Origin of the sequence: Cellulomonas hominis (assembly GCF_014201095.1) — a bacterium.
Classification (GTDB): Bacteria; Actinomycetota; Actinomycetes; order Actinomycetales; family Cellulomonadaceae; genus Cellulomonas; species Cellulomonas hominis.
The window spans coordinates 4,334,847-4,358,578 of the sequence record NZ_JACHDN010000001.1 but is presented as its reverse complement, the minus strand read 5'-3'; the positions used below and the strand labels follow the sequence as shown (position 1 = coordinate 4,358,578).

The 23,732-nt window shown below is 78.1% G+C and carries 23 protein-coding genes; 9 read left to right on the top strand and 14 right to left on the bottom strand.

Features of this window, described 5'->3' with window-relative positions:
* Positions 1-4 precede the first annotated feature (4 nt).
* Entirely contained in the window at positions 5-1,012 is a 1,008-nt protein-coding gene (locus tag HNR08_RS20650; RefSeq protein WP_222596004.1) for an NAD-dependent epimerase/dehydratase family protein, read from the bottom strand.
* Positions 1,013-1,065: 53 nt separating this feature from the next.
* Between HNR08_RS20650 and HNR08_RS20645 the strand changes: the two genes are divergently transcribed.
* On the top strand, positions 1,066-1,641 hold the full coding sequence (locus HNR08_RS20645; RefSeq protein WP_146835250.1) for a TetR/AcrR family transcriptional regulator: 576 nt from the start codon (positions 1,066-1,068) through the stop codon (positions 1,639-1,641).
* A gap of 11 nt (positions 1,642-1,652) precedes the next feature.
* Here the strand turns inward: HNR08_RS20645 and HNR08_RS20640 are convergent, their stop codons facing one another.
* From HNR08_RS20640 to HNR08_RS20600, 9 genes are all read right to left on the bottom strand, one after another.
* Entirely contained in the window at positions 1,653-3,155 is a 1,503-nt protein-coding gene (locus HNR08_RS20640) for an MATE family efflux transporter (protein ID WP_146835247.1), read from the bottom strand.
* Between the two features lie 150 nt (positions 3,156-3,305).
* Positions 3,306-3,989, bottom strand: a complete 684-nt coding sequence (locus HNR08_RS20635; RefSeq protein WP_146835244.1) for an NUDIX hydrolase — start codon at positions 3,987-3,989, stop codon at positions 3,306-3,308.
* Positions 3,986-4,690 (bottom strand): type 1 glutamine amidotransferase, encoded by a 705-nt coding sequence (locus tag HNR08_RS20630; protein ID WP_146835240.1) that lies wholly within the window; start codon positions 4,688-4,690, stop codon positions 3,986-3,988. Before HNR08_RS20630 ends, HNR08_RS20635 begins: the two co-directional genes overlap by 4 nt.
* Entirely contained in the window at positions 4,687-6,258 is a 1,572-nt protein-coding gene (locus HNR08_RS20625) for a phytoene desaturase family protein (RefSeq protein WP_146835237.1), read from the bottom strand. Before HNR08_RS20625 ends, HNR08_RS20630 begins: the two co-directional genes overlap by 4 nt.
* Positions 6,259-6,295: 37 nt before the next feature.
* Positions 6,296-7,039 (bottom strand): MBL fold metallo-hydrolase, encoded by a 744-nt coding sequence (locus tag HNR08_RS20620; RefSeq protein WP_146835234.1) that lies wholly within the window; start codon positions 7,037-7,039, stop codon positions 6,296-6,298.
* A complete protein-coding gene (locus HNR08_RS20615; protein WP_146835231.1) occupies positions 7,036-7,284 on the bottom strand; it encodes a CDGSH iron-sulfur domain-containing protein in 249 nt (82 codons plus the stop codon). Before HNR08_RS20615 ends, HNR08_RS20620 begins: the two co-directional genes overlap by 4 nt.
* Entirely contained in the window at positions 7,281-8,270 is a 990-nt protein-coding gene (locus HNR08_RS20610) for a glycosyltransferase family 2 protein (RefSeq protein ID WP_146835229.1), read from the bottom strand. Before HNR08_RS20610 ends, HNR08_RS20615 begins: the two co-directional genes overlap by 4 nt.
* Positions 8,267-9,328, bottom strand: a complete 1,062-nt coding sequence (locus HNR08_RS20605) for an iron-containing redox enzyme family protein (protein ID WP_146835226.1) — start codon at positions 9,326-9,328, stop codon at positions 8,267-8,269. The genes HNR08_RS20610 and HNR08_RS20605 overlap by 4 nt, the downstream gene beginning before the upstream one ends.
* Positions 9,329-9,420: 92 nt before the next feature.
* Positions 9,421-10,419: an NAD-dependent epimerase/dehydratase family protein gene (locus HNR08_RS20600; RefSeq protein ID WP_146835223.1), complete on the bottom strand. Its 999-nt coding sequence runs from the start codon at positions 10,417-10,419 to the stop codon at positions 9,421-9,423.
* 125 nt (positions 10,420-10,544) lie between these two features.
* Here HNR08_RS20600 and HNR08_RS20595 point away from each other — a divergent pair, with 125 nt between their 5' ends.
* Positions 10,545-11,324: a TetR/AcrR family transcriptional regulator gene (locus HNR08_RS20595; RefSeq protein WP_146835220.1), complete on the top strand. Its 780-nt coding sequence runs from the start codon at positions 10,545-10,547 to the stop codon at positions 11,322-11,324.
* A 10-nt stretch (positions 11,325-11,334) separates the two neighbouring features.
* On the opposite strand, the gene HNR08_RS20590 is transcribed toward HNR08_RS20595, so the two are convergent.
* Entirely contained in the window at positions 11,335-11,907 is a 573-nt protein-coding gene (locus HNR08_RS20590; protein ID WP_146835217.1) for a YbaK/EbsC family protein, read from the bottom strand.
* 57 nt (positions 11,908-11,964) lie between these two features.
* On the opposite strand from HNR08_RS20590, the gene HNR08_RS20585 reads away from it, so the two are divergent.
* On the top strand, positions 11,965-12,432 hold the full coding sequence (locus tag HNR08_RS20585) for a GNAT family N-acetyltransferase (protein ID WP_246802981.1): 468 nt from the start codon (positions 11,965-11,967) through the stop codon (positions 12,430-12,432).
* 35 nt (positions 12,433-12,467) lie between these two features.
* On the opposite strand, the gene HNR08_RS20580 is transcribed toward HNR08_RS20585, so the two are convergent.
* On the bottom strand, positions 12,468-13,004 hold the full coding sequence (locus tag HNR08_RS20580) for a YbhB/YbcL family Raf kinase inhibitor-like protein (RefSeq protein ID WP_146835214.1): 537 nt from the start codon (positions 13,002-13,004) through the stop codon (positions 12,468-12,470).
* A gap of 218 nt (positions 13,005-13,222) precedes the next feature.
* Here HNR08_RS20580 and HNR08_RS20575 point away from each other — a divergent pair, with 218 nt between their 5' ends.
* From HNR08_RS20575 to HNR08_RS20550, 6 genes are read left to right on the top strand one after another with little or no spacing between them, the layout of a single operon-like run.
* Positions 13,223-14,257, top strand: coding sequence for a hypothetical protein (locus HNR08_RS20575; RefSeq protein WP_221286399.1), 1,035 nt, complete (start codon positions 13,223-13,225; stop codon positions 14,255-14,257).
* Complete coding sequence (locus tag HNR08_RS20570; protein ID WP_146835211.1) at positions 14,254-15,882, top strand: DNA polymerase Y family protein; 1,629 nt, start codon at positions 14,254-14,256, stop codon at positions 15,880-15,882. The genes HNR08_RS20575 and HNR08_RS20570 overlap by 4 nt, the downstream gene beginning before the upstream one ends.
* Positions 15,875-19,345: an error-prone DNA polymerase gene (locus tag HNR08_RS20565; protein ID WP_146835208.1), complete on the top strand. Its 3,471-nt coding sequence runs from the start codon at positions 15,875-15,877 to the stop codon at positions 19,343-19,345. Before HNR08_RS20570 ends, HNR08_RS20565 begins: the two co-directional genes overlap by 8 nt.
* Before the next feature lie 45 nt (positions 19,346-19,390).
* Complete coding sequence (locus HNR08_RS20560; RefSeq protein WP_246582120.1) at positions 19,391-19,705, top strand: MazG nucleotide pyrophosphohydrolase domain-containing protein; 315 nt, start codon at positions 19,391-19,393, stop codon at positions 19,703-19,705.
* Positions 19,706-19,731: 26 nt separating this feature from the next.
* Entirely contained in the window at positions 19,732-20,712 is a 981-nt protein-coding gene (locus HNR08_RS20555; protein WP_146835206.1) for a dihydrodipicolinate synthase family protein, read from the top strand.
* The gene (locus HNR08_RS20550) at positions 20,709-21,182 is read left to right on the top strand and encodes a GNAT family N-acetyltransferase (RefSeq protein WP_246802980.1); all 474 of its coding nucleotides are present in this window, start codon (positions 20,709-20,711) and stop codon (positions 21,180-21,182) included. The genes HNR08_RS20555 and HNR08_RS20550 overlap by 4 nt, the downstream gene beginning before the upstream one ends.
* A 24-nt stretch (positions 21,183-21,206) precedes the next feature.
* Here the strand turns inward: HNR08_RS20550 and HNR08_RS20545 are convergent, their stop codons facing one another.
* Positions 21,207-22,217 carry a hemolysin family protein gene (locus tag HNR08_RS20545; RefSeq protein ID WP_146835203.1) on the bottom strand — a complete coding sequence of 337 codons (1,011 nt, stop codon included), beginning with the start codon at positions 22,215-22,217 and terminating at the stop codon, positions 21,207-21,209.
* A complete protein-coding gene (locus tag HNR08_RS20540) occupies positions 22,214-23,623 on the bottom strand; it encodes a hemolysin family protein (protein ID WP_221287229.1) in 1,410 nt (469 codons plus the stop codon). Before HNR08_RS20540 ends, HNR08_RS20545 begins: the two co-directional genes overlap by 4 nt.
* Between the last annotated feature and the right edge of the window lie 109 nt (positions 23,624-23,732).

Here is a 23,732-nt window from a genome sequence, read left to right as displayed (position 1 = left end):
CCGGTCAGGCTACCGGAGCGGGGCGGGCGCCCTCGTGCCAGTCGACGCGGTACGGCAGGTCCAGGTCCTCGAGGCGGGCGAGGGCGGGCAGGTGGTGCACGCCCGCGGGTGCGCCGGCGGCCAGGACGGCGGCCCGCGCCGCGAGGACGCCGGTGGCCCGGGACTGGCCGGTCCCGGTGACGGTCGCGCGAGGTCCCGAGGCGTCCCGGACCTGGAGCACCCAGTCCTCCCCGCCCGGCAGGTGCGCCCGGCCCGCGAGCCGCCCGACCGGCGGCACCCAGGTCAGCGCGGCGAGCGCGGCCGTGGCGAGCCGGCTGTCCGTGCCGAAGTAGGTCCGCACGGGCCGGCCGAGCTCGCGGGTCAGCACGTGCTGGTCGCTGAAGTCGGTCCGGTACAGCCGCCGAGGGCCGTCGGGCAGCGCGAACCGCGCGCCGCGGGTGTAGCTGCGCACGGTCCGGCCCGGAGCGGTCGTGTCGGGGAACCGGCTGCCGAGCAGCCCGAGGCTCCAGGCCGTCGCCGCGGCGCCGTGCGCCTCGCCCGCGCCCAGGACGACGGCGATGTCCAGGGCACCGCTTGCGTCCCGGCCGGCCGCGGCGTCCCGGCCGGCCGCGGCGTCCCGGCGGGCGACCGCGTGCGCGAGCAGGTTGGTCAGGCCGGGCGCGATGCCGACGCTGAGCACCACCGGGGCGGCGTGCGTCGCCCCGGCCAGCGCGTCCAGGTACCCGGCGGTCGCGCTCACGTCGACGAACGCGGTGCCCGCCCGGGTGACCGCCGCCGCGAGCCGGGGGTCCTCGCTGCCGGCGGCGTTGAGCACCACGTCGGCGTCGGCGGCGGCGCGCGCGACGGCCGCCCGGTCGCCGAGGTCCAGCGGGAGGTCGGCGCGTGCGGGGTCGCGGCCGGCGACGACGGGGGCGTGCCCGGCGGCGCGCAGGGCGGCGACGGCGTGCCGGCCGACCGCGCCGTAGCCGCCGAGCACGAGGACGTGCAGGGCGGTGGGGTCGGTGGCGGTCACGGTGGCCTCCTGGGTGCTAAGTCGAACATCGGTGTTCGAGATAGTATGCCGCCATGCCGACCACCCGCGCCGACGCCCGCCGCAACCAGCAGGCGGTGCTCGACGCCGCGCTCCGCCTGTTCCGGGCCGACCCCGCCGCCACGGTCGCGCAGGTCGCCGCCGCGGCCGGCGTGGGGCGCGTGACGCTCTACGGGCACTTCCCGACGCGGGAGGCGCTGGTCGGCGCGGCGCTGTCCGCGGCGGTCGACCGGGCGCGGCGCGCGCTCGACGAGGCGGGCGACGACCCCGACCCGCGGGTCGCGCTGCACCGGATGCTCGCGGCGGCCTGGCCGGCGCTGGCGGACGGGCACGGCGCCGTCGCCGCGGCGTGCCGCGAGCTGCCGGCCGCGGAGGTCGACGCCCGGCACGAGCCCGTCGTCGGGCCCCTGCGCGCGGTGCTGGAGCGCGGGGTGGCGTCCGGGGCGTTCCGGGACGACCTGCCGGTGCCCTGGCTGGTCGCCGCGGTGTCGGCGCTGGTGCACGCGGCGGCGGAGCAGGTCGCCTCGGGCGCCGCGGCGCACGACGCCGCGACCGCGCACCTCACGGCGAGCGTCGCGGCCGTCGTGGCGGTGGTGGCGCCGCGGGGCTGAGTCGCCCGGGGTCAGGCGCGCGCGGCGTCCCGCTCCGGGTCGGCCAGGTCGCCGGCCCCGGAGTCCGCGTCGGCGGCCGGGCGCGGTTGCGGGACCACCGCGTCCACGACCATCGACCCCTCGGACGGCCCCTCCACGGGCACCGGCTCCGGCGTGGCCTCGACCTGGGCGAGCGGGGCGATCGGCAGCGTGCCGAGGTGCCGGTGCGCGCGGGCGTAGGCGGGCACCAGCAGCACGACCGCGCCGGCCCAGGCGAGCGGGTTGCCCCACACGACGCCGACGAAGCCGAACGCCCCGCCGAGCACGATGGCCGCGCCGACGCGCATGACGAGCTCGATGACGCCGGTGAGCGTGGGCACGCCGGTGCGCCCGAGGCCCTGGAGCCCGCCGCGCAGCACGAACAGCACCCCGAGCAGCGCGTACATCGCGGCGTTGACGTGCAGGAACTGGGTCGCCAGGTGCACGACGCGGTCCGCGCCGTCGCCGACGAACATCTGCACGAGCGCGCCGCCGGTCGCGAGCAGCAGCACGCCCAGCACCGCCGACCCCGCCACGGCGATCCACGTGGCCTGCACGACGCCCTGCCGGATCCGGTCCGGCCGCCCGCCGCCGAGGTTCTGGGCGACGAACATCGACACCGCGAGCCCCAGCGACTGCAGCAGCGCGACCGCGAGCCCGTCGACCCGCGACGCGGTGGTGTACGCCGCGACGGCGTCGGCACCGAGGTCGTTCAGCCGCACCTGCACGGCGAGCGCGCCGATCGCGATGATCGACGCCTGGAAGCCCATCGGCAGACCGAGCCGCAGGTGCTCCGCGAGGTCGGCCCGCGGCACGCGCCAGTCGGTGCGCCGCACGTGCAGCACCGGCACCCGGCGGCGAACGAACTCCAGGCAGAGCAGCACCGAGACGGCCTGCGCGAGGACGGTCGCGAGAGCCGCGCCGCCGACGCCGAGACCCGCGGGACCGACCAGCAGCACGACGAGCGCGACGTTGAGCAGGCACGCCAGCGTGAGGAAGACCAGCGGCGTCCGGGAGTCGCCGATCGCGCGGATGATCGCGGACAGGTAGTTGAAGAACATCAGCGCGCCGGTCCCCAGGAAGCTCACCTGCGCGAACGTCGTCGCCTCGGCCATGAGGACGTCCGGCGTGCGCAGCAGCGCGAGCACCGGGCCGGCGAGCAGCGGAGCGGCGACGGTGAGCAGCAGGCTGGCGGCACCGGTCAGGAGCGTGCCGGTCGCGACCGACCGGCGCACGCCCGCGAGGTCCCGCGCGCCGAACGCCTGGGCGGTGGGGATCGCGAACCCCGAGGTCATGCCCCAGACGAAGCCGAGCAGGAGGAACAGGAGGCTGCCGGTCGCGCCGACGGCCCCGAGGGAGTCGACGCCGAGGTGGCGGCCGACGACGACCGCGTCGGCGAACTGGTAGAGCTGCTGGACGACGTTGCCGACGAGCAGGGGCACGGCGAACACGAGGATCACGCGCCAGGGGCTGCCGGCGGTCAGGACCTTGGCCATGACGAGAGGGCTCCGGGGCAGGGCAGGGGGTGGGTGGGGATCGAGGGGCGGGTGGGGCGGCCTGGTCGCCGGGTGGTCCCGTGCGGCACCGTCGATCGTATCGTTACGACCGCGCCGCACCAGCATCTTTTCCGGTGCGTCGGGGTGGGGTCAGACCGGCGCGGGGACGGTCCGTCCGGCGTCCCACGGGACGGCCCAGCCGAGGGCGTCCAGCAGCCGGTCCAGCACGAACGCCGTGAACCCCCACACGAGCACCCCGCCGGCGTCGAACGCGGGTCCCCGGTACTCGTGCCCGGCCCGGCGCACGGTCGCCGTCACCCGGTTGGCGGGCTCGACGAGGTCCGCCACGGGCACCCGGAACACGTCGACGGTCTCGGCCGGGTCGGCCGCCGCGACGGCGGACGGCCGGTCCCACCACGCGAGGACCGGCGTGACGAGGTTCCGGCTCGCGGTCACCGGCAGCGGCGGCAGCGCGCCGAGCACCCGGACGCCGGCCGGGTCCAGGCCGGTCTCCTCGCGCGCCTCGCGCAGCGCTGCCGCCTCGGGGCCGGCGTCGCCGGGGTCGATGCCGCCGCCGGGGAAGGACACCTGCCCGGGGTGGTGCCGCAGCGTGGGGGAGCGGCGGGTGAGCAGGACGTCGAGGTCGGCGGCGACGGCCGGGTGCGGCGTGCGGGCGGCCGCGCGGTCCAGGGCGCCGAAGAGCACGAGGACGGCCGAGCTGCGCACCGGGCGCCCGGGCAGGCCGCCGTCGAACGCGCGCTCCGGGTCGGGCGCCCACACCGGCCGGGCGTCGCACAGGGCCAGCAGGTCGCGCAGGGCCCCGGCGTCGGTCACGCGCGCTCCCGGACGGCGGCCGCGAACGCCGCGAGCCCGAGGTCGGCGGCGGGCCGGAGCGCGGCGAGGTGCTGGCGGGACCCGAGCCGGATGGTGTCGGCGTCGCCCGGCTCGAGGTCGGCGGTCATCGTCGGCGTGGCGAGCCAGAGGTCGAGCACGGTCGGGTCGACCTCGAGGTGGAACTGCAGGCCGACCGCGCTGCCCGCCCGGAACGCCTGCACGGGGGTGGCCTCGTTGGTGGCGAGCAGGGTCGCGCCGTCGGGCAGGTCCACCGCGTCGGCGTGCCAGTGCAGCACCGTCGGGCGGGCGCCGGCGGGCGCGAGCACCGGGTCGGGCGCGACGACGTCGACCGGGCCGAAGCCGATCTCGGTGCCGTGCCGGCGGTGCAGCGGCGCACCGAGCGCGAGGGCGAGCAGCTGCATGCCGAGGCAGACGCCGAGCGTCGGCACGCCGGCGTCGACGGCCTCGGCGAGCAGCCGGCGCTCCGCGGGCAGGCCGGGGTGGCCCGCGTCGTCGTCGGCGTCCTGCGGGCCGCCCATGACGACCAGCCCCGCGAGGTCGGACACCGCCGGCAGCCGGGGCGTCCGGTCGTCGACGACGGTGCGCGTGGTCAGCGGCAGCCCGTCGAGCGCGCGGGCGATCAGCCCGGGTCCCTCGTGCGCGACGTGCGTGAGGACGAGGACGGGTCGCGGCTGGCTCACGCCGCGACCCTATCCGCCCGCCCGAACACGTCGCGCAGCGCCCGCCGGGCCGCGTACCAGCCGGACAGCCCGTGCACGCCCGGCCCCGGCGGAGTCGAGGCGGAGCACAGGTAGACGCCGGGGACGCCCGCGTCGAACGGGTCCCACCGGGGCGTCGGGCGGGTGAACATCCGCAGCAGCGAGATCGCGCCGCCGGAGATGTCGCCGCCGACGAGGTTCGCGTCGTGCTCCGCCAGACGCGCGGCGGGGATCGCGTGCGCGGCGACCACCGTGTCCCGGAAGCCGGGGGCGAACCGCTCGACCTGGCCCAGCACCGCCTCGGTCGGGTCGACGTCGGAGCCCGCGGGCACGTGCGCGTACGCCCACACCGGCCGCCGCCCGCCGGACGCGCGGCCCGCGTCGAGCGCGGCGGGGTCGGACAGCAGGGTCAGCGGGTGCTCGGCGTGCCGGCCGCGGGCGACGGCGCGCTCGGCGGCGACGACCTGGTCGCGCGTGCCGCCCAGGTGCACGGTGCCCGCGCGGTGCACCTCGGGGTGCGCCCACGGGATCGGGCCGTCGACGACCAGGTCGACCTTCGCGGCGGCGTTGCCGTACCGGTAGCCGGCGTAGGCGCGGGCGAGCCCGGGCGGCATCGCGTCGCCCATCACCTGCGCCACCAGGCGCGGCGCCGTGTCGAACAGGTACGCGCGGGCGGGCGGCAGGTCGGCGCGTCGGGCGACCGGGCGCCCGGTGACCACGCGGCCGCCGAGCCGGACGAGGTCGGCGTGCAGCGCGTCGGCGATCGCCTGCGAGCCGCCGCGGACCACCGGCCAGCCGTGCCCGGCGTGCGCGAGCGTGGTGAGCAGGACGGCGGTCCCGGCGGCCGCCGTCGAGGGCAGCGGGGTGATGGCGTGCCCGGCCACGCCGGTGAGCAGCGCGGCGCCCTCCTCGGTGCGCAGCGCGGACGGGACGACCGGCGCGCCGTTGCGCAGCACGCCGAGGCCGAAGCGGGCGGCGGTGAGCGCGGCGCGGAGCGGGTCGCGCGTCACCCCGTCCGGCACGCTGCGGTGGTCGCCGAGGGCGAGGGCGACGACGTCCTGCCAGCGCTCGACCAGCGGCCCGAACAGCCGCCGCCACGTCGCGCCGTCCGCGCCGAGCCGCTCCGCCGTGCGGTCCAGGTCCCGGTAGGCGATGCCGGCCCGGCCGCCGTCGAGCGGGTGCGCGAACGAGGCCTCGGGCGTGAGCAGGTCGAGCCGCTCGTGCAGCCCGAGGGACCGGAAGAACGGGGACGCCCAGGCCATCGGGTGCACCGCGGAGCAGATGTCGTGCCGGATGCCGTCCGCGAGCCCGAGGTCGAGCGTGCGGCTGCCGCCGCCGACCGTGTCCTGCGCCTCGAGCACGACGACGTCCAGCCCCGCGCGGGCCAGGGTCACGGCGGCCGCGAGCCCGTTCGGGCCGGCGCCGACCACGACGGCGTCCGGGTCCGCGGGCCCGGGGGCGCGTCCCGGGACGCCGGTGCGGCGGACCGGTCGGGCGGTCGGGCGGCGCCCGGCGCTGTGCCGGGGCGGCGGTGCGGCGTCGGAGGTCATCACGCCGACCGTAGGCCGGATGTCTCGCGGGCGCAGGTCAGGACGGTCCCGCCTCGAGCGCCAGGCGCACCGCCTCGGCCGCCCCGCGCGTCCACGGCTCGCCGTGCCCGGGCAGCAGGAGGCCGGCGCCGGTGGCCGCGAGCGCCGCGAGCGACTCCAGGTTCTGCGCGCTGTCCGCGGTCGCGGCGCCGGCGACGATCCGCGGGCCGGTCCGCTTCGTGTACGGGTCGAGCGTGACGAGCGCGTCGCCGGTGAGCAGCACGCCGCGGTCGGGCAGGTGCAGCGCGACGCTGCCCGCGGTGTGCCCGGGGCAGGCGATCACCTCGGGGCGGCCGGGGACCTTGAGCCGCCGGCCCGGGAGGATCGACCGGACGACCCGCACGCCCCGGACGCGGGCGGCCCCGGCGCCGACCATCGCCGCGAGCGTGAGGGCGGCGCGCGGGTGGCGCAGGGGGTAGACGGCGCGCGGGTTCTCGTGCGCGTACCGGTACGGGTGCGCGGCGAGGTGCGCGTCGGCGGGGTGCACCCAGACGTCCGTGCCGAGCTGCTGCATCGCCCGGCGCGCGAACCCGACGTGGTCGAAGTGCGCGTGCGTGAGGACGACGGCCCGGACGTCGGCGGGGGTGCGGTCGACGGCCGCGAGCGCGCGGGGCAGCGCCGTCCACATGCGCGGCAGCCCGGCGTCGACGACGGTGGCGCCGCGCTCGTCGGCGAGGACGTAGAGGTTGACCGAGGCGTGCGTGAGGCGGGCGACGCCGGGGGCGGGGACGCTGACTCTCATCGCGGGTCACCTCCCGGGACTGGCTCGGGCGGGCGGGGCACCTCGTCGTCGGTGCGGAACCCGATGGCCTTGTGCGAGCCGTCGCAGAACGGCTTGATGCCGGACGCGCCGCACCGGCACAGGGCCACCGTGGCGCGGCGTCGCGGGACGGCCCGGCCGGCGGCGTCGCGGATCTCGACGTCCCCGCGCACGAGGATCGGCCCGTCCGGGCAGGGGGTCAGGACGACGGCGGGTCGGGTGGTCACGGTGCCTCCTGGGGTGCGGGACCGGTGCTGGGACGGGTGCGGGCGCGCAGGACGCGCGCCGCGGTGGCCGCGCGGGCGACGCGGCGGCCCGCGTAGGGGACGCCGCCGGTGGCGCGCAGGGCGAGGGCCAGCCAGGCGCACACGCCGCGCTCCAGCAGCCAGAGCGGCGCGAGCGGCACCGCGGACGCGGGCAGCACCCGCGCCCCGCCCGCGTGCCGCCGGCCCCGCTCGGCGGCGGCGAACGCGACCCCGGCCAGCGCGAGGAGCAGCGTGGGGCGCCGGGCGGCGGCCAGCAGGACGACCGGCAGCACCGCGAGCTCGGCGGCGAACCGGGCGGGCTGGGCGAGGCTGTCGTACGCCTGCCGGGGGCGCTGGCGCCAGAAGTGCGCGACGGCCGGCGGCCGCCGGGTGACGTACACGTCGTCGGCGCGGTGCTCGGTGCCGCCGCGGGCGCGGACGGTGCGGAGCAGCTCGAGGTTCTCGAACAGCACGTCGCCGTCGTAGCCCTCCGGCCCGAGCGCCGTGCGCCGCAGGGCCAGCGTGCCCGGGTAGTCCGACCCCGCGGCGCGGTTCAGCAGGATGCGGGCGGTGTCCCACCGGGCCTGCCAGGGGAGGGGGTCGTAGACGTTCTGGGGCCGGACGACGTCGGCGTCCGCGAGCGGGGCGAGCACCGCCCGGAGCGTGGCGTCGTCGTAGCGCACGTCGTCGTCGGCGAGGACGACCCGCCCCGCCGTCGCCAGCCGCAGGCCGGTGACCACCCCGGCGACCTTGCCGTTGCACCCGGGTCGCGGGTCCGGGCGGACGTGCCGGACCGCGGGGCCGAAGGCGCGTCCGTGCGCGGCGAACCGGTCGGGGTCCGAGCCGTCGACGACCGTCACGGGCAGGTGGCGCGCGAGCGCGTGCAGGTAGGCGGCGAGCTCCGCCAGGCCGCCGTCGTCGGTCCAGCGCAGCGGCAGGACGTACTCGGCGTCGGCGACGGCGGTCACGCCGCGCTCCCCACCGCCGGCGGCCGTCGCAGCGAGGTCTCCCCGGCGGACCAGCACCCGACCAGGTGGGCGCCGACCCGGCCGTCGACGGCGAGGCACGCGGCCGCGCCGAGCAGCACGTCGTCCAGCAGGTCCGGCTGCTGCTCCACCAGGGCGCCGGCCAGGTCGCGGCCGGCGATCTGCTCGTGCACCGCGTCCGCCTCGACGTGCTCGTCGAAGTACCACGTGACGTCGGCGTCGTAGCCGTGCCGCCGGAAGCCGTTGCCGTACAGCCGGTTCGGCTGCGAGGACGTCATCTCGAACGCGGCCAGGTGCCCGACGATGCAGCCGCGCAGCCGCCGGTGCAGGCCGAACAGGCTCATCATGTTGACCGAGGCCAGGGTGATCGCCGGGACGTCGTCGACGTAGCGGCCGTAGGTGTCGTCCAGGCCGAGGCCGCGCATCGTGCGCGCGAACAGCGCGGCGTGCATCCGCTCCGGCCGCCCGCCGCCGTACTCGTCGGCCTGGATCTCCACGAGCGCCGCCTTGGGCGCGCCCGCCAGCCGCGGGATGGCCCACGTGTGCGGGTCGGCCTCCTTGAGCTGGTAGACCGACCGGTGCACGAGGAGCTCGTGCAGCTGCTGGTCGGTGGCCTTGCGGGCGACGTACGCGGACAGGCTCGGCCCGGAGTCCCGGCTCGTCAGGTCGAACAGCGCGCGGGCCACCGCCGGGCCCAGCCCCTCGCGGGCGGCGTCCGCGTCGAGCTCGGCCCGCAGGTCGTCCGGGACGGCGACCTCGGCGCGGATCTGCGCCTCGAACGGCCCCTCGAGCGCGGCCCGGGTGCGCAGCAGGACCGGGTCCCACTCCAGGCGGTCGTCCACGCCGTCCAGGCCCTGGTGGTGCAGCTCGTACAGGGCGGTGAGCGCGATCTGCACGTCGTCGTCGGTCAGCAGGTCGGCCCGGGCGGCGGTGCCCGCGGCCTCCGCGGCGCGGTCGGGGAGCGCCGGGTCGACGACGCCGGTGGTCAGGGCGTCCAGGACGGCCGCGCTGAACGGTCCGCGGGCGGTGGGTGTGCGCATCTCGCTCCTCGTCGCGCGTGCCCGCGCGGTGTGCCCGGGCCCCGCTGCCAGAGGCGCCACCCGGGGCCGGTCGCCGCGGGCTGCTGCGCTGGTCACGCTAGTCGCGGAGCCCGTGCGGCGCGCGGCGAGCGGGCCGCGGGAGACCAGCCCGCGGCCGTCGCGGCGACCACCTCGGGCCAGGGCGTGGGGTGCATGCCGAACGTCGCGGTGGTCGCGGACGCGTCGAGGCGGAACGGGCGGTCGAACTGCCACAGCACCTCGTCGAGCTCGCGCAGCACCGGGACGACGCGGGCGCCGGCGGCGAGCAGGGGGCGGGGGACGCGGCGGACGCGGGGAGCGGGGGCGGCGGTCCCGGGGCCGGCCGCGGAGACGGCGTCGGCCGCGGTGACGAGGTCGGTGAGCACCTCGCGGACGGTGCGCTCCGGCGCGCCCGGGACGTGCCAGGCCCGGCCCCAGGCGCGCTCGTCCCCGGCGACGGCCGCGAGCGTGCGCGCCACGTCGGGGACGAAGGAGAACGCGTGCGGGACGTCCGGGTCGCCGAACGTCCGGGCGGTGCGCCCGCGCAGCGCCGCGTCGGCGTACCGGCGCAGCAGCCCGCCGGCGGCCGTGACGGTCGGCCCGATGTAGTCGGCGGCGCGGACCTCGGTGGCGCGGACCCGGCCGGCCTCGTGGGCGGCGAGCGCGTCCTGCCACATCCGGGCGCGGAGCCGGCCCTTGTGGCCCGTGGCGGCGAGCGGCAGGTCCGGGGTCATCGGGACGTCGACCGGGCCGTAGCCGTACAGGTTGCCCGTGGTGACCAGGACGGCCCCGGAGCGCTCGGCCGCGGCGAGCAGGGCGGCTGCCAGCGGGGGCCAGCGCGCCTCCCACTCCGCGTACGTGCCGGGGTTCGCGCAGTTCACCACCGTGGCGGCGCCGCGGGCCAGGTCGGCGAGGCGGTCGGCGTCGGCCGCGTCGGCGGCGACCCGGCGGATCCCCGGGTGGTCGGGGCCGCCGCCGGAGCGGGTGACGACGGTGACCGCGTCGCCGCGGTCGGCCAGCAGGCGGACGAGCGCGGAGCCGACCGGGCCGGCGCCGACGACGAGGTGGGACACGGGGGCTCCTTCGAGGGCGCGATCTTGCTCGTGAGCAGTGATCACCAGTGTGAACACTGTTCACGTTCCAGCGCAAGGGAGTGCCGGTGCCGGCTGCCGCCCGCCCGCCGTGCCAGGCTGGCCCGGTGACCGCCCGCCCCGACCCCGACCTCGACGGCGGCCCCCGGGCCGAGGGGGTCCGTGCGCGCGCCCGCCGGGAGCTCGTCCGGCAGATCGCCGACGCCGCACGCGACCAGCTCGCCGAGGTCGGTGCGGCCGCGCTGTCCGTGCGCGCCGTCACCCGGCAGCTCGGCATGGCGCCGTCCGCCGTCTACCGGTACTTCCCGAACCGGGACGCGCTGCTCACCGCGCTCATCACCGACGCCTACGTCGGGCTCGCCGACGCCGCGGCGGCCGCCGAGGCCGCCGTGCCGCGCGCCGACCTGCTCGGGCGGTGGCTCGCGGTGCACCGCGCCGTGCGGGGGTGGGCGCTCGGGCACCCGCACGAGTACGCGCTGATCTACGGCTCGCCCGTGCCCGGGTACGTCGCGCCCGAGGACACCGCCGCGCCGGCGTCGCGGGTCGCGCTGCTGCTGGCGGGGATCGCGGTCGAGGGCTGGGTGGCGGGGGGTCGCCCGGCCGCCGGCGCGGCCGGGGCGCTGCCCGGTGCGGCGCTGGGGGACGCGCTGCTGGCCGACGCGCGGGCGCTGCTCGGGACGGCGCTCGAGGGGGTCGAGGGGGTCGACGCGTCGGCCGTCGACCCGCGGTTGCCGCTCGCCGTGGTGGACGCCTGGACCGAGCTGTTCGGGGCGGTGTCCTTCGAGCTGTTCGGGCACTACCGGCGGGTCGTCGAGGCCCGCGCGGAGCACCTGGACGACGTCGCGCGACGGACGGCCGCTGCGGTTGGGCTGCCGCCGGGGTCGTGACCCGCGCGCGTCAGGCCAGGCCGAGACCGTCCACGACCTCCACGCCCGGCGCCGACGCGAGCAGCGACCCCGGCAGGGCGATCTTCGAGCGGCGCAGCCCCGACCCGATGATGACGGTGCCGCCCGCGTCGCCGTGGTCCGCCGCGACGGCCGCGTCCACCAGCACCCGGTAGCCCGGGGGCAGGCCCAGGGGGGTGATGCCGCCGTACTCCATGCCGGACTCCTCGACGGCCCGGTCCATCGGCAGGAACGACGCCTTCCGCACGTCCAGCAGCCGCTTGACGGCGTTGTTCACGTCCGCGCGCGTCGTGGCCCGCACCACCGCGGCGGCCAGGCGCTCGTCGCCCGCCCGGCGGCCCGAGACCAGCACGCAGTTCGCCGACAGGGCGAGCGGCAGGTCGTAGGCCTCCGTCATCGCGGCGGTGTCCGCGAGGCCGGGGTCGATCTCCGTCACGAGCACCTGGTCCGCCACCGCCGGGTCCACGGCCGCCCAGCCGGACACCGCCGCGGCGGTGGGCTCGGCGAGCAGGTCGAGGCGGTCGACGGCGCGCAGCCAGGTCAGGGTCCCGAGCGTCAGCGGCATGTCCGCAGGTTACCCACGGCGCCCGGTCGCGCGCCGGGAGTGGTCATGATGGGGCGCGTGACCGCCGACCCCGTCGCCGCCGACCCGTTCGCCGCCGACCCCTACGTGCTCGTGCCCGCCGCCCCGCCGCGCGCGGACTACCTCCGCCTGCGCCGCGAGTCCGGGCTGACGCCCAAGCGGCCCGAGCAGGCCGACGGGGCGCTCGCGGGCAGCTGGTCGTGGTGCCACGTCCGCACCGCGGAGGGCGCGGTCGTCGCCATGGGGCGGGTCGTCGGGGACGGCGGGTGGTACTTCCTGGTGGCGGACATGGCGGTCGACCCCGCGCACCAGCGTCGCGGGCTCGGGCGCCGGGTGCTGACCCGGCTGCTCGTCGACGTCCGCGCGCGGGCACCGCGGGGGGCGTACGTGACGCTGGTCGCGGACCCGCCGGGGCGGCGGCTGTACGAGTCGCTCGGGTTCCGCGACGTGGCGCCGGGGGCGACCGGGATGGTGCTGGAGCTGGACCTGGACCTCCCGGCCGGCTGAGGCGGGTCGGGTGCCCCGGGTGCGTCGGCGGGCCGTCAGCGGGCGTAGGTCGGCGTGATCGTCGCCCGGCCGAGGGTGTGGAACAGCGCCGTGAACGCGACGGCGGTGGGCGTCGCGTCCCGCGGGACGTCCAGGTGCTCGACGTCGAGGGCGTGCACCGCGAACACGTACCGGTGCGGCCGGTCCCCGGGCGGCGGCGCGGCGCCCTCGTAGCCCACCGAGCCGCCGTCGGTGCGGACCTGGAACGCGCCCGGCGGCAGCAGGTCGCCCTCCGCCGAGCCGGTGCCGCGGGGGAGCGAGGTCGTGCTCACCGGGACGTCGACGACCGTCCAGTGCCAGTAGCCGGCGGGGGTCGGGGCGTCCGGGTCGAAGCAGCTCACGACGAACGAGCGGGTGCCCTCCGGGAAGCCGGACCAGTCCAGCGCGGGTGACAGGTTCCCGCCGTCCGCGGCGAACGCGGCGTCCAGCGGCTCGCCGTGCACGACGTCGGCGCTCGCGACGTCGAAGCCGGCGACGGACGGCAGCAGGGCGTAGGGCTCGGGGGCGACGGGGCGGGTCAGCGAGACGGCCATGGTGCTCCTCAGGGGTGGTGCGGTCGCCGCCATCCTGCCCCGCCGGCGGGGTCCGCGCAGGGGCTCCGGCGGGTCGCGCGGGACGCGCCGGGCGTGGTCCCCAGGGCGGGTGACGCCGGATTGACGAGGTCCCGGATGTCGGCGTCTACTGGCACAATCGAACACGTGTTCGAACGAGTCGGGTGCGGCGGTGCCGCAGGTACGGAAGGGGTGCGGCGGTGAGCCAGGAGGAGCGGATCGCCCGGGCCCGGGCCGCCCTCGCGCACGCCGAGCTGCGCACCGGGGCGCGCAGCCTCGCACGGCCGGCCGACGGGGCCCGCGGTGCCGGCGACGGGGCGGCCCGGGGTGGGGCGGGCCAGGCGACCCGGGCCGGCGGCGTCCCCGCGGTCACGGGCGGCGGCGCGGACCTCGCGGACGCGGTGGCGCGCGTCCACGGCACCGCGGCGCTCGCGGTGGTCCCGCAGGACGCGGAACCGGCCACGTCCACCCCGGCCCCGCCCGCCCGGCCCCGTTCGGCCCCGCCCGCCGGTCCGGTCGCGGTCCCCGACCTGCCCGGCCGCCCCGCCCCGTCGCCCGCCCGCCCGGCGGCGCGCGGCCCGGTACTGCTCACCGACCGCCCGCCGCTCGCCGTGCCGCCCGCGCTCACCCCGCTGCTGTCGGACGGCCTGCGGCGCGGCAGCACCACCGCGGTGCTGGGCTCGACCTCCCTGGTGCTCGCCATGGTCGCCGCCGCGTGCACGGCGCGCGAGGCGTGGGCGGCCGTGGTCGGGCAGCCGAGCCTCGGCCTGCTCGCGGCCGCGCAGACCGGCGTGGCCCTGGAGCGGCTGGCCGTCGTCCCGCGCCCGGGGGTGGACACGCCGACCGTGGTCGCGGCCCTGCTGGACGGGATCGACGTCGTGGTCGTGGGGCCGGGTGCCACGCTCGTGGACGCGGACCGCCGCCGCCTCATGGCCCGCGCGCGGGACCGCGGGTCCGTGCTGCTGTCGACCGCGCCGTGGCCCGGTGCGGGCTGCGTGCTGACCGTCGAGGGCGGCCGGTGGTCCGGCGTCGGTGACGGCGACGGGCGGCTGCGCGCGCACGAGCTGCACGTGACCCGGACCGGGCGCGGCAGCGCGGGCCAGACGCAGGACCTGCGCCTGGTGCTGCCCCTCGAGGTCGGGACCGACCCGTACGGGCTGCCCGCGGCGCCCGCGCCCGCCCCGGCACCCACCCCCGCCCCGGCGGAGCGGGCCGGCCTGAGGCTCGTCGGATGAGCACCCGCACCACCGTCCTCTGGGTGCCGGACTGGCCGGTCGTCGCCGCGGTGCGTGCCGCGGACGTCCCGCCGCACCTGCCCGCCGCCGTGCAGCACGGCGCCCGCCTGACCGCCGTGTCCGCGCTGGCCCGCGCCCAGGGCGTGCGCCGCGGGATGCGCCGCCGCCAGGCGCAGGGCGCGTGCCCGGAGGTCGTGCTGCTGCCCGCCGACGACGACCGCGACGCCCGGCTGTTCGAGCCGGTGGCCGCCGCGACCGAGGCCGTGGTCGCCGGCATCGAGGTCGCCCGCCCCGGCCTGCTGCTGCTCCCGGCCGGTGGCGCCGCGCGGTTCCACGGCACGGAGGAGGCGCTGGCCGAGCGGCTGGTGTCCGTCGTGGCCGAGCGGACCGGGCACGAGTGCCAGGTCGGCACCGCGGACGGGCTGCTCGCCGCGGTCCTCGCCGCCCGCACCGACGAGGTGGTGCCGCCGGGCGCCTCGCCGGCCTTCCTCGCGCCGCGGGACGTCGGCGACCTGGCGCCCGCCGCGATGCAGGACGACGCCGTGCGCGCCGTCGCGGACCTGGTGGACCTGCTGCGCCGCCTCGGGCTGCGCACGCTGGGCGACCTCGCGGCCCTCGCCGGCGGGGACGTGCACGCCCGGTTCGGCGCCTGGGGCACCTGGGCGTGGACCCTCGTGCGCGGCGAGGACCTGCGCCCGCCCGCGCGGCGGCGGCCCGAGGCGGACCTCGAGGTCCGCGCCGACCTCGACCCGCCCGCGCACCGGGTGGACGTCGCGACGTTCGCCGGACGCCGCCTCGCGGAGGAGCTGCACGCCCTGCTCACCGAGCAGTCCCTGACCTGCGGGCGGCTGCGGATCACCGCGCGCACCGACGCCGGCGACGAGCTGTCCCGGACCTGGCGGACCGACCTCGGCGGCCTCGGCGGGCTGTCGGCCGCCCGGATCACCGACCGGATCCGCTGGCAGCTCGAGGGCTGGCTCACCGCGGCGGCCCTCGACGGCACCCGGGCCGGCGGCGACCCGGACGAGCAGGGCGAGCCCGTCGGGCTGGTCGCGCTGGGGATCACCGCGGAGGACGTCGCCGCCGCCGGCGCCGAGCAGGGGCGGCTGTGGGGCGGCCCGTCGGGTGGTGACCTGCGCGCGCACCGGGCGCTGGACCGGGTGCAGGGCCTGCTCGGCGGGGACGGCGTGCTCACCGCCGCCCTGCAGGGCGGGCGGGACGTCCGCGACCAGGTGCACCTGCAGCCCTGGGGCGCCCAGGCCGCCGCGCCCCGGCCCGTCGACCGGCCGTGGCCCGGGCGGCTGCCGCAGCCCGCCCCCGCGACCGTGCCCGCGCGGCCGTCCCCGGTGGAGGTGCTGGACGCGGAGGGCCGGCCCGTGCGGTTCGACGGCCGGCTCACCCTGAGCGGCGTGCCCGCCCGGGTCCGCACCGCCGCCACCGGCCGGCGGCCCGCCGCCGAGCACCGCGTCGCGGGCTGGGCCGGGCCCTGGCCGCTCGCCGAGCGGTGGTGGTCGGCCACCGACGCGCAGCTGTGCCTGCACGTGCAGGTGACCCTCGACGGCGGGCGCGCCCTGCTGCTCGCCTGCCGCCCCGACGGCTGGACCTGCGAGGCCGTCTATGACTGACACCCCCCGCTACGCGGAGCTGCACGCGCACTCGGCGTTCAGCTTCCTCGACGGTGCCAGCCAGCCGGAGGAGCTCGCCGCGGAGGCGCACCGGCTCGGCCTGACCGCGCTCGGCCTCACGGACCACGACGGGCTGTACGGCGTCGTCCGGTTCGCCGAGGCCGCCCGCCGCGTCGGGCTGCCGACCGTGTTCGGCGCCGAGCTGCACCTGCCCGTCCCGGGGCTCGCCGGCCCCGACGTCCTCGACCCGCCGACCGGTGTCCCCGACCCGCGCGCCGTGCACCTGCCCGTGCTCGCCCGCGGCCCCGACGGCTACCGCGCCCTGTCCCGCACGATCGCCGAGGCGCACCTGGCCACCGGCACCAAGGGCGCTGCCGCCTACCGCCTGGAGTCCCTCGCCGAGCAGGCCGACGGCCGGTGGCTCGTGCTCACCGGCTGCCGCAAGGGCCCCGTGCGCCGGGTGCTCACCGGCGACGGCCCGGGGGTCGCGGCCGGGGGCGTCGACCGGGCGCGCGCCGAGCTCGACCGGCTGGTCGCGCTGTTCGGGCGGGACAACGTGGCGGTCGAGGTCACCCAGGGCGGCGGCCCGTACGACTCCGAGGTCGCGGACGCCCTGGCGGCGCTCGCGGACGGCGCCGGGCTGCCGCTGGTCGCCACCGGGAACGTGCACTACGCGACCCCGCGCGACGCGGACCTCGCGATGGCGCTCGCGGCGGTGCGCGCCCGCTCCTCGATGGAGGACCTCGACGGCTGGCTCCCGGGCGCCCCGACGGCGCACCTGGCGTCCGCGGCCGAGATGCTGCACCGGCACCGCCGGCACCCGCAGGCCGTCGCGAACGCCGCCGCGATCGGCGCCGAGTGCGCCTTCGACCTGCACCTCGTCGCCCCGGACCTCCCGCCGTACCCGGTGCCGCCCGGGCACACCGAGGCCACCTGGCTGCGCGAGCTCGTCCGCCGCGGGGCGCTCGAGTGCTACGGCCCGCCCGAGGCCGAGAAGGTGCCCGGCGCGTACGCGCAGCTCGAGCACGAGCTGCGCGTGATCGAGGACCTCGGCTTCCCTGGGTACTTCCTCGTCGTCTACGACCTCGTCGACTTCTGCCACCGCAACGGCATCCTCGCCCAGGGGCGGGGGTCCGCCGCGAACTCCGCCGTCTGCTACGCCCTCAAGGTCACCGCCGTGGACGCCGTGCAGTACGGCCTGCTGTTCGAGCGGTTCCTCGCCCCCGAGCGCGACGGGCCGCCGGACATCGACGTCGACATCGAGTCCGGCCGCCGCGAGGAGGTCATCCAGTACGTCTACGCCAAGCACGGCCGCACGCACGCCGCGCAGGTCGCGAACGTCATCTCCTACCGCGCCCGCTCCGCCGTCCGGGACGCCGCCCGCGCCCTGGGCTACGACGTCGGCCAGCAGGACGCCTGGAGCAAGTCGATCGAGCGCTGGGGGACCCTGCGCGGCCCGCAGCCCCGGCACCCCTGGTGGTCCGGCGAGAACCGCGGGCCCGCGGACCCCGCCGCCGCGTACGCCGCCCAGCAGCGCGACCCCGAGGGCGTCGTGTGGGGCTGGAACCACGAGCCGGCCGTCGGCGAGCCCACCGCCGACGGCCACGACGTCGTCCCCGCGCACCGGCCGCCGCCCGCCAGCGACCTGGACGAGATCCCCGCTCCGGTGATCGACCTCGCCGACCGGTTCCTGCGCCTGCCGCGGCACCTGGGCATCCACTCCGGCGGCATGGTCATGTGCGACCGGCCGATCATCGAGGTGTGCCCCGTGGAGTGGGCGCGCATGGAGGGCCGCACCGTCCTGCAGTGGGACAAGGACGACTGCGCCGACGCCGGGCTGGTGAAGTTCGACCTGCTCGGCCTCGGCATGCTCACGGCCCTGCGGCTCGCGTTCGACCAGGTGGAGCAGCACGGCGGTCCGCGGCTCGACCTGCACGCCCTGCCGGACGAGGACCCCCTGGTCTACGACCTGCTGTGCGCCGCCGACACCGTCGGGGTGTTCCAGGTGGAGTCCCGCGCCCAGATGGGCACCCTGCCGCGCCTCCAGCCCCGGAACTTCTACGGCATCGTCGTCGAGGTCGCGCTCATCCGCCCCGGCCCGATCCAGGGCGGGTCCGTGCACCCGTACATCGAGCGCTACCAGGGCCGCCAGCCGATCACCTACGCGCACCCGAAGCTGGAGAAGTCCCTGAGGCGCACCCTCGGCGTGCCGCTGTTCCAGGAGCAGCTGATGCAGATGGCCATCGACGTCGCGGACTTCACCCCGGCCGAGGCGGACCAGCTGCGCCGCGCCATGGGGTCCAAGCGCAGCCTCGAGAAGATGGAGGCCCTGCGCGCCCGGCTCATGGCCGGCATGACCCGCAACGGCCTGCCCGAGCCGGTGCGCGAGGAGGTCTACGAGAAGCTCAAGGCGTTCGCCGACTTCGGCTTCCCCGAGTCGCACGCCTACTCGTTCGCGTTCCTCGTGTACGCGAGCGCGTGGCTCAAGGTGCACCACCCCGCCGCGTTCTACGCGGGGCTGCTCGCCGCGCAGCCCATGGGGTTCTACTCGCCGCAGACCCTGGTCGCCGACGCCCGGCGGCACGGGATCGGGGTGCTGCGCCCGGACGTGCAGCGCTCCGGGGTGCAGGCGGTCGTCGAGCGGGTGCGGCCCGCGCCGGCCGGGGGCGAGCCGCGGCTCGTGCCCACCCCCTCCGGCACCGCGGCCGTGCCCGCCGGCACCGGGCGGCCGGGCGCGGGCGACGGCGACCCCGCCCGCGCGCTGGCCGTCCGCGTCGGGCTCGCGTCCGTCCGGAACGTGGGGGAGAAGGTCGCCGAGCGGGTCGTCGCCGAGCGCGAGGCCCACGGCCCGTTCGCGGACCTGCGGGACCTGGTGCGCCGCGTCGAGCTGAGCACCGCCCAGCTCGAGGCCCTGGCCACCGGCGGCGCGCTGGAGCCCCTCGGCGTGACCCGCCGCGAGGCGCTGTGGGCGGCGGGCGCGCTCGCCCAGGAGGGACCGGACACCCTGCCCGGCGTCTCCGTCGGGGTCCGCGCGCCCGCACTGCCCGGCATGAGCCCGGTCGAGCTCGCCGTCGCCGACGTCTGGGCCACCGGCGTCACCGTCGACTCCTACCCGACCGAGCACGTGCGCGCGGGGCTCGACGCCGGCGGGGTGCTGCGGGTCGAGCAGGTGTTCCGGCACGAGGCCGGCCGGCGGATCGCGGTCGCCGGGGTGGTCACGCACCGGCAACGCCCGGGGACCGCCGGCGGCGTGACGTTCCTGTCCCTGGAGGACGAGACCGGCCTGCTGAACGTCGTGTGCAGCGCCGGGCTCTGGCAGCGGTTCCGCAAGGTCGCCCGCACCTCCCGGGCGCTCGTCGTCCGCGGCCGGCTGGAGCGGGCGGACGGGGCGACCAACCTCGTCGCCGAGCACCTGACGCCCCTGTCGCTCAAGGTCGCCACCAGCTCGCGGGACTTCCAGTGAGCCGAACCGCCGCCGCGCCCGGCCGCCACCGGCCAGCATGGGTCCATGGAGCTCCACGAGATGCAGGACCGTGCGCGCGAGGTCCGGGCGCGGTACGCGGAGGTCGAGCGCGAGCGGTACGGCCGCGCCTGGACCCCGCAGGAGATCGCCCTCGGGTTCGTCGGCGATGTCGGCGACCTGGCGAAGCTCGTCCAGGGCAAGGCCGGGGTCCGCCCGCGCCCCGACCTCGACGAGGCCCTCGCCCACGAGCTGGCGGACTGCCTGTGGTCGGTGCTCGTGCTCGCGGACACGTACGGCGTGGACCTGGGGGAGGCGTTCCGGGACCTGACGGACACCCTCGGCCGGAACCTCGCGGACTGACCCCGCGCGCGACCTAGACTGCGGCGATGCCGCTCCTCGGACCCCTCGTCGCCTACCTGCCCACGCCGCGCGGACCCGAGGGCGAGGTGCGGACCGACCCCCTCGAAGAGCTCGTCGACCGCGCCGTGCGCGCCGGCGCCTCGGGCGTCGCGGTCCTCGGGAGCACCGGCGGGTACCCGTACCTCACCGCGGGCGAGCGGCGCAGCGTCGTCGAGGCCGGCGTGGCCGCCGCGGACGGCCGGGTGCCGGTCGTCGCGGGCGTGGGCGCGTTCACCACCGACGAGGTGGTGGTGCACACGATCGTCGCCGAACGGTCCGGCGCCGCCGCCGTGCTGCTGCCGACGCTCGCGTACCTGCCGCTCACCGACGCCGAGGTGCTCGACCTGGTCCGGGACGTCGCGGACGCCGCGCGGGTACCGGTCTGGCTCTACCACAACCCGGTCAGCACGAGCTTCCGGTACGAGGTCGACACGCTCGCCCGCGCCGCGCAGGTCCCGGGCGTCGGCGGGGTCAAGGACCGGGGGAGCGACCCCGCGGAGCTGCGCGACCGGGTGCGGGCGCTCACGGGCGCCGTGCCCGCGCACGTCGAGCTCGGGTGCAGCGGCGACGTCATCGGCGTCGAGGGCCTCCTCGCCGGGGCGCGCACCTGGCACACCGGCCTCGGCGGGGTCCTGCCCGAGTGGTACGTCGCGGTGGCGGGCGCCGCCGCCGATGGCCGGGCGGACGAGGCCCGCGCGCTGATGGCCCGGCTCGCCCCGGTCGCCGAGCTGGTCGCGTCGCTGGGCGGCCCGCGCGCGGTGCACGCGGTCTCGGCGCTGCGTGGCGTGGACGTCGGGGACCTGCCCGCTCCGCTGCACCCGGTCGACCGGGACGGCGTCGCGGCCCTGGACCGCGCCCTGTCGACCCTGGGCGACCCACCCCCGCCGACGCCCGGCTCCGGCCCGGCGCAGACGCAGACGCGGGCGCCCCGTCCGGCACCTGCCCCGGATCCGGACGCCGAGCCGTGACGCCCGCCACCCGCGTCCGGCCCGCCGCGGACGCCGACCGCGCCGCGTGGGCCGCGATGTTCGCCGACTACCGCGCGGGCGCCGGTCTCGCTCCGGACCCGGACGCGGTCGCCCGCGTGTGGACCTGGGTCTGCGACCCGGCGCACCCCCTGCGCGCGCTGCTCGCCGTCACGGAGGACGGCCCGGTCGGGTTCGCGCACGCCCGCCGGTTCCCGCGACCGATCCTCGGGGCGGAGGGCGTGTACCTCGACGACCTGTACACGAGCCCGTCGGCCCGAGGGCGCGGCGTGGCTCGTGCGCTGCTGGGTGAACTGGCGGCGCAGGCGCGTGCCGAGGGCCTGGGTGTCGTCCGCTGGACGACCCGGCCCGGGAACGCTGCGGCCCGTCGCCTGTACGACGCCGTCGCGACGGTGGCCGACTCCGTCACGTACGACCTCGTCCCCGCTGAGGCCGCCGACCCCGTCCGGTGACCCCGAACGGGGTCGGGCCCGGCCCTACCCCGCCGCCGCCACCGGGAACAGGCGCGCGAGGACATCCGCCAGTGTCACCACGCCGACCACCCGGCCGCCGTCGTCGTGCACGACCGCGAGGTGCTGCCGCTGCTCGCGCATCTGCGCCAGCGCCGCCGCCACGGGGGTGTCCGCCGACAGCCGCAGCACCGGCCGCACGAGCGGGGCCACCGGGGCGTCCGCCGGGTGCGCGAGGGTGTCCCGCACGTGCGTGACCCCGTCGAGCCGGTCCCCGCTGCCCACGAGCACCCGCAGGTGCCCGGACGCCCGGGACGCGGCGCGCACGGCGGAGACGGTCGCGTCGGCGGGCACCGCGGTGACCGCGCCGCCGGCGACGAGGTCCCGCACGGTCGTCGTCTGCAGCTCCAGCGCTCCGGAGATCTGGGCGGAGTACGCGGCGTCCAGTGCCCCGACGTTCGCGGAGTGCTCGACGAGGTGCCGCAGGTCGTCGGGGTTCTGCCCGGTGGCGACCTGGTCCGCGGGCTCGACACCGACGCGGCGCAGGCACCAGTTCGCGGCCTCGTTCAGCACGCGCAGCACGGGCCGGGTGAGCCACATGAACGCCCGCATGGGCGTGGCCAGCAGGATCGCCGACGTCTCGGGGTGCGCGATCGCCCAGGACTTCGGGGCCATCTCGCCGACGACGAGGTGCAGGAACGTGACGATCACCAGCGCGAGCACGAAGCCGGCGGCGTCCGCGAGCCACAGCGCGACGCCCCAGCTCTCGAACAGCGGCGTCAGCCAGTGGTGCACCGCAGGCTTCGTGACGGCACCGAGCGCCAGGGTGCAGGCGGTGATGCCGAGCTGGGACCCGGCCAGCAGGACGGTGAGCTCGGTCGACGACCGCAGCGCGGCCCGGGCGGAGCGGCTGCGCGGGGCGGCCTCCTCCAGCCGGTACCGCTTGGCGGCGAGCGCCGCGAACTCGACGGCCACGAAGAAGGCGCTGAGCGCGATCAGCGCGACGGTGACGGCGATGACCACGACGGGGTCGCTCATCGGTCCTCCTCCTGGTCGCGGGCGACGGCGGCGGTGCGCTCGTCCTCGGTGGGCGGCGGGTCGGCGGGCACGGTGACCCGCACCAGGGCGGGGACGTGCCGCTCGACCTCGAGCACGTCGATGCGCAGCCACACGGGGTCGGGCTCGCCGGCGTGCGCGAGCTCCCCGGGGTCGTCGGGCAGCAGCACGACGACGCTCGCGCCGGCCGGCGGCAGCGCCCCGTGCGCGGCGATCGCCAGGCCGCCGATGGTCTCGTGGTCCCCGCGCGGCAGGTCCCGGCCGATCGCGCGCTCCACCTCGTCCAGGTGCACGTCGCCCGCCATCGTCCAGGCGCCGTCGTCCAGCACGAGCGCGGCCTCGACCGCGGCGTCGTGCTCGTCGGTGATCTCGCCGACGAGCTCCTCGGCGAGGTCCTCGAACGTCAGCACGCCGGCGAGGCCGCCGTACTCGTCCAGCACGCACGCGAGCTGGTTGCGCCCGACGGCCAGCCGGCGCAGGGCGTCCGGCAGGCTCATCGAGGTCGGCACCAGCTCGGCGGGCCGCATCAGGGCCTCGACGGGGGCGGCGTCCCGGCCGTCGGCCGCGAGCACGTCCTGCAGGTGCACGACGCCCACCACCTCCTCGCCGGAGCCGCCGCCCAGCACGGGGTACCGGGAGTGCCCGGCGGCCATCCGGGCGCGCACGTCCGCGACGGTGTCCCCGGCGCGGACGACGTCGACCCGGGACCGGGGGATCATCGCGTGCTCGACGTCCTGCTCGGGGAAGTCGAGGATCCGGTCCAGCAGCATCGACAGCTCGCGCGGCAGGTCGCCGCTCTGCGCGGACTCCGCGACGATGTGCTCGAGGTCCCGGGCGGTCGCCGAGTGCTCGACGTCGTGCACCGGCTCGATCCGCAGCAGCCGCAGCAGCGCGTTCGACGCCGAGTCGAACACCCGGATCAGCCAGCCGAGCACCCGCAGGTAGAGGTTGGTCGACGCCGCGAGGGCGACGGCCACCGGCTCCGGCCGGGCGATGGCGAGGTTCTTCGGGAAGAGCTCGCCGAACAGCATCTGGATGAGCGTCGACAGCAGCAGCGCGAGCACCGTGCCGACCGCGATCCCGACCCCGGTGGGCACCCCGACGCCGCCGAGGGCCTCGCCGAGCGACTCACCGATCAGCGGCTCGGCCACGTACCCGACGAGCAGGCCCGTCACGGTGATGCCGAGCTGCGCGCCGGACAGCATGAACGACGTCCGGCGCGTCACCGCCAGGGCCCGGCGGGCGCCGGCGTCCCCGTCGGCCGCGCGGGCGTTCAGCCGCGACCGGTCGACGGCCATGTACGCGAACTCCTGGGCGACGAAGTAGCCCGTCGCGGCCGTGATCGCCAGCACGACCAGCAGGCCGAGCAGCAACGACAGCACCCACATCACGCCTCACCCCCTGTCGCGGTCTCGTCGCGGTCCAGGGGGTACCTACTGCAGCCGTCCATCTCTCTCCAGGTCGCCCGGCACGGTCGGCCCTCCAACGGACGTCCGG

Excerpts from the sequence above, each read along its gene's own strand:
- HNR08_RS20565 (WP_146835208.1), top strand. The coding sequence starts at position 15,875 with ATGACTGACACCCCCCGCTACGCGGAGCTGCACGCGCACTCGGCGTTC.
- HNR08_RS20545 (WP_146835203.1), bottom strand. The coding sequence starts at position 22,217 with ATGAGCGACCCCGTCGTGGTCATCGCCGTCACCGTCGCGCTGATCGCG.
- HNR08_RS20645 (WP_146835250.1), top strand. The coding sequence starts at position 1,066 with ATGCCGACCACCCGCGCCGACGCCCGCCGCAACCAGCAGGCGGTGCTC.
- HNR08_RS20625 (WP_146835237.1), bottom strand. The coding sequence starts at position 6,258 with ATGACCTCCGACGCCGCACCGCCGCCCCGGCACAGCGCCGGGCGCCGC.
- HNR08_RS20590 (WP_146835217.1), bottom strand. The coding sequence starts at position 11,907 with ATGCCGCTGACGCTCGGGACCCTGACCTGGCTGCGCGCCGTCGACCGC.
- HNR08_RS20560 (WP_246582120.1), top strand. The coding sequence starts at position 19,391 with ATGGAGCTCCACGAGATGCAGGACCGTGCGCGCGAGGTCCGGGCGCGG.
- HNR08_RS20570 (WP_146835211.1), top strand. The coding sequence starts at position 14,254 with ATGAGCACCCGCACCACCGTCCTCTGGGTGCCGGACTGGCCGGTCGTC.
- HNR08_RS20620 (WP_146835234.1), bottom strand. The coding sequence starts at position 7,039 with ATGAGAGTCAGCGTCCCCGCCCCCGGCGTCGCCCGCCTCACGCACGCC.
- HNR08_RS20605 (WP_146835226.1), bottom strand. The coding sequence starts at position 9,328 with ATGCGCACACCCACCGCCCGCGGACCGTTCAGCGCGGCCGTCCTGGAC.
- HNR08_RS20540 (WP_221287229.1), bottom strand. The coding sequence starts at position 23,623 with ATGTGGGTGCTGTCGTTGCTGCTCGGCCTGCTGGTCGTGCTGGCGATC.
- HNR08_RS20555 (WP_146835206.1), top strand. The coding sequence starts at position 19,732 with ATGCCGCTCCTCGGACCCCTCGTCGCCTACCTGCCCACGCCGCGCGGA.
- HNR08_RS20580 (WP_146835214.1), bottom strand. The coding sequence starts at position 13,004 with ATGGCCGTCTCGCTGACCCGCCCCGTCGCCCCCGAGCCCTACGCCCTG.
- HNR08_RS20640 (WP_146835247.1), bottom strand. The coding sequence starts at position 3,155 with ATGGCCAAGGTCCTGACCGCCGGCAGCCCCTGGCGCGTGATCCTCGTG.